The sequence below is a fragment of the Rhizobium sp. J15 genome (genome assembly GCF_002531825.1).
Taxonomy (GTDB): domain Bacteria; phylum Pseudomonadota; class Alphaproteobacteria; order Rhizobiales; family Rhizobiaceae; genus Rhizobium.
Genome location: NZ_NWSX01000019.1, coordinates 87,993 through 99,895, shown reverse-complemented (window position 1 = coordinate 99,895; position 11,903 = coordinate 87,993). Strand labels below are relative to the sequence as shown.

The 11,903-nt window shown below is 58.5% G+C and carries 14 protein-coding genes and 2 pseudogenes; 6 read left to right on the top strand and 10 right to left on the bottom strand.

Translation table 11 applies throughout. The features are described from left to right. Positions 1 to 449: 449 nt before the first annotated feature. The gene (gene arr, locus CO670_RS18110; protein ID WP_097591505.1) at positions 450 to 869 is read left to right on the top strand and encodes an NAD(+)--rifampin ADP-ribosyltransferase; all 420 of its coding nucleotides are present in this window, start codon (positions 450 to 452) and stop codon (positions 867 to 869) included. A 194-nt stretch (positions 870 to 1,063) separates the two neighbouring features. Here arr and CO670_RS33380 read toward each other — a convergent pair whose 3' ends face one another. Continuing rightward, positions 1,064 to 1,396, bottom strand: coding sequence for a dihydrofolate reductase family protein (locus CO670_RS33380; protein WP_245425876.1), 333 nt, complete (start codon positions 1,394 to 1,396; stop codon positions 1,064 to 1,066). Between CO670_RS33380 and CO670_RS33375 the strand changes: the two are divergent. Beyond that, positions 1,283 to 1,784 (top strand): annotated as a pseudogene (locus CO670_RS33375) (EAL domain-containing protein); the annotation flags it as partial. The gene CO670_RS33380 and the pseudogene CO670_RS33375 sit on opposite strands and share 114 nt — an antisense overlap. Positions 1,785 to 1,981: 197 nt before the next feature. On the opposite strand, the gene CO670_RS18100 reads toward CO670_RS33375, so the two are convergent. Further along, entirely contained in the window at positions 1,982 to 2,161 is a 180-nt protein-coding gene (locus CO670_RS18100) for a hypothetical protein (RefSeq protein WP_097591504.1), read from the bottom strand. A 991-nt stretch (positions 2,162 to 3,152) separates the two neighbouring features. Here CO670_RS18100 and CO670_RS18090 point away from each other — a divergent pair. The 4 genes and pseudogenes from CO670_RS18090 to CO670_RS18075 all read left to right on the top strand — a co-directional run bounded on the left by CO670_RS18090 (position 3,153) and on the right by CO670_RS18075 (position 4,804). Further along, positions 3,153 to 3,335, top strand: coding sequence for a hypothetical protein (locus CO670_RS18090; RefSeq protein ID WP_097591503.1), 183 nt, complete (start codon positions 3,153 to 3,155; stop codon positions 3,333 to 3,335). Positions 3,336 to 3,338: 3 nt separating this feature from the next. Next, a pseudogene (locus CO670_RS18085) lies at positions 3,339 to 3,529 on the top strand (ISNCY family transposase); the annotation flags it as partial. Between the two features lie 484 nt (positions 3,530 to 4,013). Beyond that, a complete protein-coding gene (locus tag CO670_RS18080) occupies positions 4,014 to 4,310 on the top strand; it encodes a DUF1778 domain-containing protein (RefSeq protein ID WP_097591515.1) in 297 nt (98 codons plus the stop codon). After that, a complete protein-coding gene (locus tag CO670_RS18075; protein WP_097591502.1) occupies positions 4,307 to 4,804 on the top strand; it encodes a GNAT family N-acetyltransferase in 498 nt (165 codons plus the stop codon). Before CO670_RS18080 ends, CO670_RS18075 begins: the two co-directional genes overlap by 4 nt. A 619-nt stretch (positions 4,805 to 5,423) precedes the next feature. On the opposite strand, the gene CO670_RS18065 is transcribed toward CO670_RS18075, so the two are convergent. The 8 genes from CO670_RS18065 to CO670_RS18030 all read right to left on the bottom strand — a co-directional run bounded on the left by CO670_RS18065 (position 5,424) and on the right by CO670_RS18030 (position 11,799). Beyond that, positions 5,424 to 6,152 (bottom strand): SDR family oxidoreductase, encoded by a 729-nt coding sequence (locus CO670_RS18065; RefSeq protein ID WP_097591514.1) that lies wholly within the window; start codon positions 6,150 to 6,152, stop codon positions 5,424 to 5,426. A gap of 22 nt (positions 6,153 to 6,174) precedes the next feature. Further along, entirely contained in the window at positions 6,175 to 6,903 is a 729-nt protein-coding gene (locus CO670_RS18060) for an SDR family oxidoreductase (RefSeq protein ID WP_097591500.1), read from the bottom strand. Positions 6,904 to 6,928: 25 nt separating this feature from the next. After that, a complete protein-coding gene (gene ugpC / locus CO670_RS18055) occupies positions 6,929 to 7,999 on the bottom strand; it encodes a sn-glycerol-3-phosphate ABC transporter ATP-binding protein UgpC (RefSeq protein WP_097591499.1) in 1,071 nt (356 codons plus the stop codon). A gap of 66 nt (positions 8,000 to 8,065) precedes the next feature. Next, positions 8,066 to 8,836 carry an SDR family oxidoreductase gene (locus CO670_RS18050; protein ID WP_097591498.1) on the bottom strand — a complete coding sequence of 257 codons (771 nt, stop codon included), beginning with the start codon at positions 8,834 to 8,836 and terminating at the stop codon, positions 8,066 to 8,068. Position 8,837: 1 nt separating this feature from the next. Next, positions 8,838 to 9,878, bottom strand: coding sequence for an NAD(P)-dependent alcohol dehydrogenase (locus tag CO670_RS18045; protein ID WP_097591497.1), 1,041 nt, complete (start codon positions 9,876 to 9,878; stop codon positions 8,838 to 8,840). Between the two features lie 4 nt (positions 9,879 to 9,882). Continuing rightward, the gene (locus tag CO670_RS18040) at positions 9,883 to 10,089 is read right to left on the bottom strand and encodes a DUF2160 family membrane protein (RefSeq protein WP_097591496.1); all 207 of its coding nucleotides are present in this window, start codon (positions 10,087 to 10,089) and stop codon (positions 9,883 to 9,885) included. A 1-nt stretch (position 10,090) separates the two neighbouring features. Further along, a complete protein-coding gene (locus CO670_RS18035) occupies positions 10,091 to 10,924 on the bottom strand; it encodes a carbohydrate ABC transporter permease (protein ID WP_097591495.1) in 834 nt (277 codons plus the stop codon). After that, positions 10,921 to 11,799 (bottom strand): sugar ABC transporter permease, encoded by an 879-nt coding sequence (locus tag CO670_RS18030; protein ID WP_097591494.1) that lies wholly within the window; start codon positions 11,797 to 11,799, stop codon positions 10,921 to 10,923. Before CO670_RS18030 ends, CO670_RS18035 begins: the two co-directional genes overlap by 4 nt. Positions 11,800 to 11,903: the final 104 nt, after the last annotated feature.

Genomic DNA, 11,903 nt, shown 5'->3' with positions numbered 1-11,903 from the left:
TCCGATGTTTACGCGGCTTTCACCGGAGGGATACGATACGGCACGTTGAGCGCCACTGAGATTGCAATTAGTCGGTACAGTTTGCTGTGGACCTGCGCTTCAGAGATCGATGACCGTACCGTTGATTAAGCGCGCTTGTCTAAGTCAGACGCTTAATTAAATGATATGCCTTTTGTTTAAATAAGAGGAGAGACTGATACTGGATATGTTTGATTCCCAATCCAGCCCTCGCCTCGGTCGCTTCGTAGAGACGGTCGCTGCCAGTGAAACGGTAGTGCGGCCAGCGCCGGAGCGCAGTCTGATATTACGGGAGGAATCTGGGGATGACGGGAGCGCTGCTGATTAGGTGCCTTGCCACTATGATCATCTAACGCGTCCGGGGGCTTGCGGCAAGGCGGGGTAAATGCGCCATTACCGACGCCTCGATTCGACAGAAGAAGGAAAAATTTATGTCACATGCCGAAAGCAACACACCCGCTCAACCCTTCTTGCATGGCACGAAAGCCGATCTGACGACGGGCGATATGATCAAGGTGGGGTACAAGTCGAACTTCACAACGGAAAAGCTGCTGTCCTGGGTTTATTTCACGTGCACGATCGAGGCCGCGACCTGGGGTGCCGAACTGGCCACTGGTGAGGGACGAGGGCGGATTTATGTTGTGAAACCGACCGGCCCCTTCGAAGACGATCCCAACCTCACTGACAAGAAGTTCCCCGGCAATCCGACCCAGTCATATCGCTCCCGCGAACCGCTTCTGGTCATCGGCGAAGTCACGGACTGGCAGCCCCATACGGCCCAACAGTTGCAGCAGATGAAGGATGGTCTTACGCTCCTTAGAGCAGAAGGCAAGGACATCATCATAGACTGAATTGCCCACGGTCGCCGGTGATTTGCCGGTGGCCCCTCTCGGGGGCTCGACGTCTCGTATCGGCCGCGGCCAGAAAAGAGCGTGTGGCCGTCCTTCACGGATAGGAATGTCCCCAGCTCTTATTGTCCACGACGGCTGCAGACGAGGCCGAGACGATGCCAATTCTCCCGGTCCGCCTTGCGATTGCTCTACACCTAAGCAGCTGGCGCGTAGCGGTTCACCACGATGCCGCATTCATAGGCCTTTGAGCCAAGCAGGCGGAGCTTGCGGAAACCGGCTTGGTCGAAGATGCGGGTTCCGCCGCCGAGGGCTGCTGGGTTGACGTAGAATTGGAACTCGTCCACCAGACCGGTCGCGATCAATGCCGAGCCAAATCCAGCTCCATCGAAAACAGCGATGTTGTTGCCGACCGAGTGGTTCCGCCGAGTGTTTTCATCCCGATGGCCGAAGCCGACGGTCTCATGGGAGATATTGGAGCGTGGGTTCTTGAACCGGCGTGCCGCGAGGCGTCGACGTGGCCTTCGCATTTCGTCGTGGCGGTCAATCTCGCCCGCTGAATTCCTCCGTCGCAGCTTCACCGATCGCGTATCCGGAATTCTTGACGAAGCCGAGTTTCCTGCCGAAAGGTTGGAGATCGAAATAACTGAAACCGTCCTGCTTGAACGTACCACCAAGAATCTCGACATAGCCATCCCTGGAGGCCCTTGTCCGAAGAGCAGACCACCGTGCGCTTCTGATCGGCCTTGCGCACGGGCTGGGGATGCGGATTACGGCCAAAGGCGTCGAAACGGCCGGTCAGGCGTCGCTTAGAAGAGAAAATGCGGTCGACTGCAGGGACATCGTTTGGACGCCCCGATGTCCTCCGAAGTGATTGGCGATTTCCTGCGTCAGGGTCGTTCGCGACATGTTGGATAAGCTAGTCTGATGATGCGCCGACGACGTCTCGTTGTCCTCGAGCAGCCAACGACATGAAGTTGGCGAAGTTTGCCCTGAAGCTTGTCGGAAGTTCCTTGCGGTTCGAAGCCTGAAAAGGTGAAGGGGTTGGGCCCACCTTTCCGTGCGCACGAACTGACTGCGACAGACGCTCGGCCAGCGATGAGCCGGGCGCAGCACTAACGCCACCGGGGCTTTCGCTCAGCGTTATGAAGAAGTTCGGATGCTGTAGCAAAGGGGCCGAATAGCTGCAGCAGGCGGGCTTCCTCGATGTCAGTGAGATGGTGGCGCTTGGCGAAATCCTTTACCGACCACACCGGTTTGGTTTCGACGTTCTCGAAAGATTTAATACGCTGCATGCTTACTCAGTCCTCCTACTGCCAAGTAGTTGGTTTATGCATTGCTAAATTAGAAGGATATTAAATAAGACATGTCGAACCACGTGGTACGTTGTCGAACACTTGTCCCCGATCTAATGGACAATGATTGCGGCCTTGCTCATCTGCGCATCGCTGACCGCTGTCGCCGGCGATACTATCAAATGCGACGGCCGAATATGCGGCTGCTGGGGAGGTGTACGCTCAGGCATCGACATACCGGAGATCGGATCGCACGCGAAGTGCATCAAGGAACGGAAGAGGCGCTGGTCGCCAAGGCCCGGCTGAAGGAGCTCTTGGCTGAAAACGGCCTGCGGGTGCTTCTCAGTGGCCCGCTGGAGAAGACATTGGGAAGACGCTGCTTCAGGAGGGCGTTCCCTAAGCGGCGCAACAATTGGTGTGACTGATCAAAGACCGGATCGCCGCCTGGCGCACAGGAGACAACATGCTTGGGGTTAGCAAATAATCGCCGAGCGGCCTCTAGATAATAGGATGTGTTATTTCGATTTCTAGTTGCCTTCCTTCTATTGTCCGATAACGTACAACACGTTACTTTACAACGGGAAACATAACTCGAAAAGGGTAAAGTCCTACTTATTGCAATTAAAATAATGTTGCGCAAAATAGTCGTGCACCCTGGTGCGCAATGCTTACAAACCAACCCCACCCACTAATCCCCGCTAAAGCGGGGATTTTTCGTCCGGCATCGTACGGGAACCGTGGAGCGACAATGAGGTTAGCTCATTGGATCGCAGGAGAAAGCAAGTACTTTTTAGATCGCAAAATGCTTCCTCCTCGCGATCCACCCGACTCCAGAGTTGGGTCGTGCGGAGGTAAGTTTCCGGTCTGCTCCCAAAGCGACGCTCCGCGCGGCCCGACGCCTCTTGTGTAGGCTAAACACCAAGTCGTGAGATCCTGTCGCGTTGAAGCATCGCGCCCGCGCCCTACGGTTATCATCGGAAGCGACGGCGTTATGATCCTGTCTACTGTATTCCAAACTCAAAGCGTGCTGAACGATGACGAGTTTGCCCTTTGCCAAAGGGTCTTTGACCACGTCAGCTCGGCGCGGGAGATCGTGACCACGGCCGACCGGGAAGAACTGGCAATGCGAGTAATCCAGTCGTCCCAGCATGGAGTGAAAGACGACGACTCCTGATCTGATATGGTCACAAGCCGCTGGGTCTATCGCAAGCTGCGCAACTTCCGCGCCGGCATCGAGGCCGGCATCTCATGTCTGAAGCGCGCTTACGGCTTGGGGCGCTGCACCGGGCTCGACCGCTTCAAGGCTTATGTCTGGCCTCGGTGGTCGCTTACAATCTCGCCCTCTTCGCCCGCCTCAGGCCGACCTGACGCTCCTGAGCCGGTAGCGATCAGAGCAAGCCGGCGAACGTCGGCCAATACCCCATGCCCTCATTGCTGCCAGATCGCTCTTCAAGCCATAATCTGCGCGGCCTGCTGCCATCACGCGTCCCAAAAAACGATAGCAGCAGGCAAATAGCCTTTCAAAACCGCAGAAAAACAGGCGTTTATGGACGGTTACTAGCTAGGCGAGGGGGTGCATCTACGACGCCGGAAAGCAGATCGGGATCCGCGAGCGCCTCTGTCGTAGACGCTCTTTTTTATGAGGCCGTTAACTGCAATATCTGAAAGTGGAGACTGATGTGTTGGAGGGGATGGAGACCGCTTTTCGGAGCAAAGGTTCGATTCAAGTCGAGAGCTTAGATGAGCTAAATGCTGCGAATTGAGAATGCGCGCATTGTGTAACGACAATGCCTTTACGCGCCTTGTAAAGATATTGTCGTTACGCTATATAGGTGCAAACAGGGAGTTTGCCATGCCGACCTCACACACGAGCAAAAGCTCGGACGCAAGCGTACCGCTGAATATGCGCATCAAGCCTGCGACCCGCAATCTGATTGATCGAGCCGCTGAGTTGCTTGGTAAGACGCGAACGGATTTCATGTTGGAAGCTTCCGAGCGCCGCGCCGAGGAAGTGCTGCTCGACCGCACTATCTTCACGGTAAGCCCGGAAATCTATGCTGAATACCTTACCCTGCTCGATGCGCCCACGCAGCCCAATGAGCGTTTAGCACGCACCATGGCGACCAAAGCACCTTGGGATAAGGCGTGACCCTCAGCGGACCGGCACCCTTGGCCGATAATCATGAGGTGGCCGAGTTCAATTCCGGAGTCACTGAACTGGATGAATGGCTGCGACGTCGCGCCCGTTCTAATCAAACGAGCGGCGCATCGCGGACCTTCGTCGTGTGCGAGCAGAGCCGCGTCGTCGCCTATTACGCGCTCGCTTCCGGCGCCCTCAAGCAGCCGGAAGCGCCTGGCCGTTTTCGGCGCAATATGCCTGATCCAATTCCAGTCGCTGTGCTTGGTCGCCTCGCCATTGATCAATCCTACCAAGGGCGCGGTATTGGCAAGGCATTGGTGCGCGATGCGGGCCTGCGCCTGCTCAATGCCGCTGAAATACTTGGCATTCGAGGTATGCTCGTTCATGCGATTTCTGATGACGCACGAGCCTTCTATGAGGCCGTCGGCTTCCTGCCATCTCCTTCCGACCCCATGATGCTGATGGTCGGATTGCAGGACCTTACTAGAGCGCTGAACCCTTAGGCGGTGCTCATCGATGACCTCGCTTCTAACTCGCTGAATTTTCGGCAGAAGGTCCGGCATTAAATGGTGGCCGCGAATTCCCTTGCTGCGCCGCGCAAAAGCGCTGATCGAAGCGTCTTGAGAGGAGTAGGGCTTTCGACGCTAGCGGACGCCTTGGCTAGGCCGACGCAAAAGCACTTCATACCCACTGATGTAGTAGAGCCGATAAGCGTTCTTCTACTCTACGGCTTCGCCACCGAGCTGCGCACGGCGTTCGAGCTAGCGTCCATCGTGCGCCCTACTCTCGCGGCTGTTATACTGTTTTTGAAAAGCGTTATAACTCTAGGCGAGCTTATGAAGTCCATTGATCTTATGTATCAGACCATGCTCTTCGTTCAGACTGGGACTCTTAAGTCGTCGGTTCTCTCCCGGCCTCTTGCGGACCTATTCTCCGCTATGCGCCTCCATGTCGGACGCTTGCTCGATCGACCGCGCGTCGCAGAAGCGGACGCCGCGTCGTTCCGATCAACTTGATGCGACGATGAGAATTCCTAGTCGACAGAAGTACAATCTGGTGCGATCGCACACCTTAGACGTGATGCGCGGAACTGAGCTTCCGCAACGACTTGGTTTTCCTTACCTAAACGTCGAAATTTGTCGGCAGGACAATCATGTCCCGGATCGTGACGTTTCGCGGGCGGGTCAGCATGAAGATGATGGCATCGGAGACCTCTGAGGGCTCGATCAAACTCCCATTGGCTTTTGCCTTCTCAAGGTTTTCCGCGGGCCAATCGGCAAGCAGAGCGGAGACGACTGGGCCGGGCGATACCTGGCTGACCCTGATGCCGTGGTTTTTCAACTGCCGCCGCATGATCTGGACGAAACTGGTAATCGCCCATTTGGAGCTGGAATAGACCGGCTCCCACTGGATCGGCGCATGGCCGGCTACGGAGCAAGTGACCAAAATATCCCCGGTCCCGCGCTCGATCATATGCGGAGCGATGTCGCGGACGTTCTTCATGACGGCGTTCACGTTGAGGTTCAGCATCCGATCGATTGTCGCGGTATCGGTATCAATAAGATCCCCGCCAATATAGGAGCCTGCATTGCAGTGCAGGATGTCGAGGTGATCGACTTTTGCCAGGATTTCCGGGACCATGGCCGCACAACTTGCGGCGTCCAGAAGATCGGTGACTTGCACGACGACGGCTCCGCCGAACTCGGCAGCGTAGGTTTTCAGCGCCTGTCTGTTGTGGTCGACCATCACGACCTTGGCGCCGGCATCGATCAGGGCACGGGTCGTCGCCAGCCCGATACCGGAAGCTGCGCCGGTTACCGCAGCGATCTTTCCTTCGAGTATTTGAGTCATCATCTTGTCTCGCTTTTGATTTTCAGACGGCAAGGAAGCCGCCATCGACTGGCAGCACTGCGCCGGTGATCATCGGGGCGTCCTCTGAAATAAGCAGTGCGATCGAGCGCGCGACATCGTCGACCGCTGCAAAACGCGCCATCGGGTGGCGAGCCATCATCGGGTTGCGTTTGGAAGGCTCGGACCACGCCTTTGCGGCAAGCTCCGTCATGGTAACCGTAGGCGCCACTGCATTGACCCGGATTCCATGGGCGCCGAGTTCCTTGGCCATGACACGTGTGGCGCCTTCCAGTCCCGCCTTCGAAGCGGCGTAAGCCACGTGATCCACGAACCCCCGATGCCCGGCGATCGAGGTCACATTCACGATCGTTCCGCCGCCTCCGCTTGCAATGCGAGCCCGCGCGAACTCCTGCGCACAGATCAGCGCGGCCCGCAGGTTGATGCCGAGGACCTGCTCATAGCCCTCCTCCGTCATATCGATGACGCTTTCAAGCACATTGGTTCCCGCGCAATTGATCAGCGCGTCTGCCAGTCCCGCCTTCTTCATGGCGGCGCGTGCTGCTGGATTGTCGGCGAGATCGACTGATATCACCGTCGCGCCGAACTTTGCCGCAAGATCATCGAGATCGGCCTGGGTACGCGACAAGGCTACGATCCGTGCTCCTCGGTGGGTGAGCAATTCAACGCAGGCGCGACCGATACCCTTGCCGGCACCGGTGATGATTACCGTTTTTCCTGTAAGATCCGACATTGTTGATCCTTCCGATGCCTGTTGCTCAGAACGGGAGTCTTTGCTCGGTTTGCTTGTCGAACACATGAGCCGCGGCAGGATCGACGTCGAGCCGGATCCTGTCGCCCGCTTTCAGCGCGTGGCGCTCGCGAAAGGCGCACAAGACCCGCTTGCCCGCCAATTGGACTGCCAGGAGAATTTCGGCCCCCGTCGGCTCGATCAACTCGACAGTTGCTGGTACACCCGCATCGCCGTTCGACAGTATCCACTGGTCAGGACGTACCCCGTATATCACCTCCTGGCCGTTACTCGCCCGCGTGCCTTGTGGAAGGGGAAGGGCCGACCCTTCAGCGAGCCGCGCCGAGTTTAAGGAGAGATCGATTGTGGCCGGCAGCATGTTCATCGCCGGCGATCCGATGAAGCCGGCGACAAAGGTATTTGCCGGCCTGTCGTAAAGCTCTAGTGGCGCACCGATCTGCTCCACCTTGCCATCGCGAAGAACTACAATTCGGTCCGCCATGGTCATGGCTTCAATCTGGTCATGCGTGACATACACGGACGTGGCGCCGAGGCGCTGGTGAAGAGCTTTGATCTCCGAACGCATATCTACGCGCAACGCGGCGTCCAGGTTTGACAGCGGCTCGTCGAAAAAGAACGCCTTTGGGTTGCGAACCATCGCGCGCCCCATGGCAACGCGCTGCCGCTGGCCTCCGGAGAGCGCCTTCGGATATCGGTCGAGGTAGGGCGTAAGCCGCAACATCTCGGCAGCCTTGTCGACCTTGGCTTTACGATCCGCAAGATTCTCGCCGCGCAATTTCAGTGCGAAGGCCATGTTCTCCCGAACGGTCATGTGCGGATAGAGCGCGTAGTTCTGGAACACCATCGCCACGTCCCGGTCCTTGGCGGCGATGTTGTCGACGCGATTTCCGCCAAGTTTGATGGTGCCGCCGGTGATCTCCTCAAGGCCGGCAAGCGACCGCAGCAGCGTGGATTTGCCGCAACCGGAGGGACCGACCAGTACGACGAACTCACCGTCGGCTATATCGAACGAGATGTTGCGCAGTGCGTGATAGGAGCCGTAATGCTTGTCGACCTTGTCGAGCTCGATCGTCGCCATGTGTCAATCCTCAGTCAGTTGTGGCGGCATGGCCGCCGATCATTCGGGAAGGGTCCACGGGCAGCTTCACCACGAGGTGTATCCTGCATCGGCAACGACGATGCTGCCGGTCATCAGGCTGGCGGCATCGGAGGCCAGGAACAGGACGACAGACGCAATTTCCTCGACTTCGCCCATGCGCTTCATCGGCGTCATGTATATCCAGTCCTTGTCCCACCCGGTCCCCTCGACGGCGGTCTTCGTCATGTCCGTCGCGATATAGGTTGGAGCGACGGCGTTAACGCGGACGCCCCGCTCGGCCCATTCGGCTGCAAGCGACTTCGTCAGCATGTGGACGGCGCCCTTGGAGGCGTTGTAGCCAGCTTGCGGCTGCGGCCGGTTGGCGATGATGCCGGACATCGAACCGATATTGACGATCGAGCCCTTGCCCGCCTTCAGCATCAGGTTTCCGAAAACGCGATTGCTCCAGAACACGCCGTTGAGGTTCACGTTGAGGAGGCTGAGCCAGTCCGCGTCCGACATCTCCTCCGCCGGGCTGTGGGACGCGATGCCGGCATTGGCGACCAGAATGTCCACGCGACCAAGCTTGGTTGCGATCGCCGCCGCGACACGGTCGGCTTCACCGGAATCGGTCACGTCCAGGCGAATGAATTCGGCCTCTCGCCCCATCGCGGCGAGCTTCGAGACGGCCGACTGACCGAGTTCTTCATCAAGATCAGTCAGCACGACATGCGCGCCCGCTTCCGATAGGGCATCAGCGCAGGCATAGCCGATGTTACGCCCCGCGCCGGTGACGACCGCCACTCTACCACTGAGATCCAACTTCCGCAGGTACATGCTACTTCCCAAGCTCGATCTGGATCTTGACGGAGGACGGCTTCGGTCGCACGGCGTAATCGAATGCTTCGACAGAATCCTCGAACGCGTAGGTATCGGTGATCAGCGCATCGACATTGATCTGGTTCGATCCCAACAGCGCGACAATGCGCGGGTAGACATGGGCGTAGCGGAACACGTGTTCGATGCGCAGTTCCTTGGTCTGGGCGATGACGACATCGAGCGGGACCGGCTTCAGGGGCATGCCGACAAGGACGATGGCGCCGCCGGGGCAACCATGGTGCGCCGTGTCTGCGATCACTTCGGCCGCGCCGGAACATTCGAAGACGACATCGACGCCCCAGCCGTCGGTCTCGCGGGCTATGACACTCTTCAGGTCCTGCGAACGTACGTTGACGGTCGTGATGGCCGGGCCGAACCTGCGCGCAATGGCGAGCTTTTCGTCGACAACGTCGGTAACGATAACTCTGGCGCAGCCAGCCGACAGCGCCGCGATCGCTGTCACCATGCCGATCGGCCCGGCTCCCGTGACCAGCGCGATCGCACCGGGCGTCAGCCTCGCCTTGGAGACGGCGTGGAAGCCGACAGCTAGCGGCTCGACCATAGCACCAGCGGCGTAGGAAACGTTGTCCGGAAGCTTAAAGGTGAAGGCGGCCGGGTGGACCACGCTCGGTCTCAGTACGCCATGCACCGGCGGCGTCGCCCAGAAGCGCACCGCGGGATCGAGGTTGTAGAGACCCAGCCGCGACGCGCGACTTTGAGGGTCGGGAACACCGGGCTCCATGCAAACGCGGTCGCCCGCTTTCAGGTTCTCCACCGCGCTGCCGACCTCTTCGATGATGCCGGCGGCTTCGTGGCCGAGTATCATCGGCTCGCGCACAACGAACGGGCCGATCGCGCCGTGAGTGTAATAGTGAACGTCCGATCCGCAGACGCCTACGGTCTTGATGGCAATGCGCACGTCGGTGGGACCGAGCGCCTCCTTCGGGTCCAGGTCGCGAATGCGCAGTTCGTCTTTGCGTTCGAGGACGAGCGATCTCATGTCTTCAGCCCTTTCGGATAATGATTACGGCCAGCGCCAGGCAGAGCACCGTCGCCACCCATAGGGGAAACACGCCCTCGAGGAAGCGCATCCATAGAAGATGCACCAGGATCAGGATCACGACCGAGATGAAGCCCCTGTCGAAGGCGTTGGTTCGGATTGGCAGGAATCCATCGCGTTGGGTTTTCTGGGGTTGAACGTCAGCCATCATCTCACCCTTTCAAGGCGCCGAACGTGAGGCCCGTCACGATGTGCTTCTGGACGAATCCGAGCACGATCAGGGCCGGGAGCGTGGTCAGGAACGCCATCGCCGCCATCTCGCCCCAGTTCGTTCCGGTGACCGAGACATATTCAGCGAGCGCTGTCGTCACGGTCCTGGCGTCGGCCGACGACGTTAGGGTGGCTGCGAACAGGTACTCGTTCCAGGCGAAAATCCAGGTCAGGATGAAGGTGACGGCCAACCCCGGCCGCGCCAGCGGCAGGATGACGTTGGACAGCACCTGGCCGGTGGTCGCACCATCGACCCGCGCCGCTTCGTCAAGCTCCAGCGGAATCCCGTCGAGCATGCCCTTTAAGAGCCAGACGGCGAAGGGCAGGTTGAAGACGCAATAGAGCAGGATCAGGCCAATCTTCGTGTCGAACAGCATGAAATCGCCGAACACGAACCACTTGGTGAACAGCAGGAAGAGCGGCAGCAGAAACACGGCCGGCGGCGCCATGCGGTTGGTGATCAACCAGAAAAACACATTGTCACCGCCGCCGATTTTGTAGCGCGACAGCCCGAACGCCGCGAGCAGGCCGAGCGCGCACACCAGCGCTGCGTTCGATGTCGCCACGATCAGCGAATTCCAGAGATACTGCAGGAAGGTCGAGCTGTTCAGCACCGCCAGGAAATTGTTCCAGTAAAGATCGTCGATGAGGAACGACTTCGAATAAAGCTTCACGCGGGGGCGCATGGAAACGACCAGCATCCACCAGACCGGAAGCAGCGTCAGAATGGTCAGACATATCCAAAGGACGAAGGAGGCTATACCGGAGCGTCTCATTGTGCACCTCCCTTGCGGCCGGTCATGGCAACGAACAGCAGCCAGCTCAGAACGATCGTGACGTAAAGCGTCAGCAGCGACATGGCCGCACCGTAGCCGTAATCGGTTTTCGGAAAGACGTTGATCCAGATATGAAGGCCGATGAACCGGGTCGCCTCAGCCGGACCACCCTTGGTCAGCATCCAGATTTCGTCGACCGAGCGCAATGCATCCATCAGCCGGATGAAGACGGTTGTCAGCAGCACCGGCTTCAACATCGGAACGATCACGTACCAGAAAATCTGCAGCTTGTTGCCGCCGTCGATCTGCGCTTGTTCGAGCGGTTCTTTCGGCAAGGCAGTCAGTCCGGCCATGAGTGAGAGTGTAACGAACGGCGTCCAGTGCCACAGGTCCATGATGATCGCCGTGGCGAAGGCGTGATAGGCATTGGTCGAGATGTTGTAGTCGATGCCGAACCACAGTTTCAGGTAATAGGGCACGATGCCGAAGCCCGGAACGCAAAGCAGCCGCCAGGTAGCGCCGACTGCAATCGGCGCGACAACGATCGGCAGTGTGTGGATCGTGCGAAAGAACTGCCGGCCCCACAGGCGGTCTGCCATCAGCGCGCGGGCCAGGACATAGCCTAACAACAGTTCGCTCACGACGACGACGAATGCGAAGACCAGGGTGCGCGCAAGCGAGTTCAGGAATGTCGTGTCAAAAACGAGGCTGCGATAATTCTGGAGGCCTGCCCAGCGCAGGGTGGGGTCGACAGCGTTGGTGTTCCAGTCGAAGAAGCCGACATAGAGAATATAGATGAAGGGAACGAACCCGACAACGAACAGGATTAGCGTGGCTGGTGCTAGAAACAGCCATCCGATGTTGGATTGTCTCATCCTGCGCTCCGTCAGATCGTCCTTGACACTTATTCGCCTGCAGCGTCGCGGGCAGGCCCGCAAACCGCGGTCAGGAAAAGGGCGGTCACCTTGCTGAAGGCGAC

Coding starts and splice junctions, on each gene's coding strand:
- CO670_RS18060 (WP_097591500.1), bottom strand. CDS start 6,903: ATGTCGGATCTTACAGGAAAAACGGTAATCATCACCGGTGCCGGCAAG.
- CO670_RS18080 (WP_097591515.1), top strand. CDS start 4,014: ATGCCGACCTCACACACGAGCAAAAGCTCGGACGCAAGCGTACCGCTG.
- CO670_RS33380 (WP_245425876.1), bottom strand. CDS start 1,396: ATGCGAAGGCCACGTCGACGCCTCGCGGCACGCCGGTTCAAGAACCCA.
- CO670_RS18030 (WP_097591494.1), bottom strand. CDS start 11,799: ATGAGACAATCCAACATCGGATGGCTGTTTCTAGCACCAGCCACGCTA.
- CO670_RS18090 (WP_097591503.1), top strand. CDS start 3,153: ATGATCCTGTCTACTGTATTCCAAACTCAAAGCGTGCTGAACGATGAC.
- CO670_RS18045 (WP_097591497.1), bottom strand. CDS start 9,878: ATGAGATCGCTCGTCCTCGAACGCAAAGACGAACTGCGCATTCGCGAC.
- CO670_RS18050 (WP_097591498.1), bottom strand. CDS start 8,836: ATGTACCTGCGGAAGTTGGATCTCAGTGGTAGAGTGGCGGTCGTCACC.
- CO670_RS18040 (WP_097591496.1), bottom strand. CDS start 10,089: ATGATGGCTGACGTTCAACCCCAGAAAACCCAACGCGATGGATTCCTG.
- CO670_RS18035 (WP_097591495.1), bottom strand. CDS start 10,924: ATGAGACGCTCCGGTATAGCCTCCTTCGTCCTTTGGATATGTCTGACC.
- CO670_RS18100 (WP_097591504.1), bottom strand. CDS start 2,161: ATGCAGCGTATTAAATCTTTCGAGAACGTCGAAACCAAACCGGTGTGG.
- arr (WP_097591505.1), top strand. CDS start 450: ATGTCACATGCCGAAAGCAACACACCCGCTCAACCCTTCTTGCATGGC.
- ugpC (WP_097591499.1), bottom strand. CDS start 7,999: ATGGCGACGATCGAGCTCGACAAGGTCGACAAGCATTACGGCTCCTAT.
- CO670_RS18065 (WP_097591514.1), bottom strand. CDS start 6,152: ATGACTCAAATACTCGAAGGAAAGATCGCTGCGGTAACCGGCGCAGCT.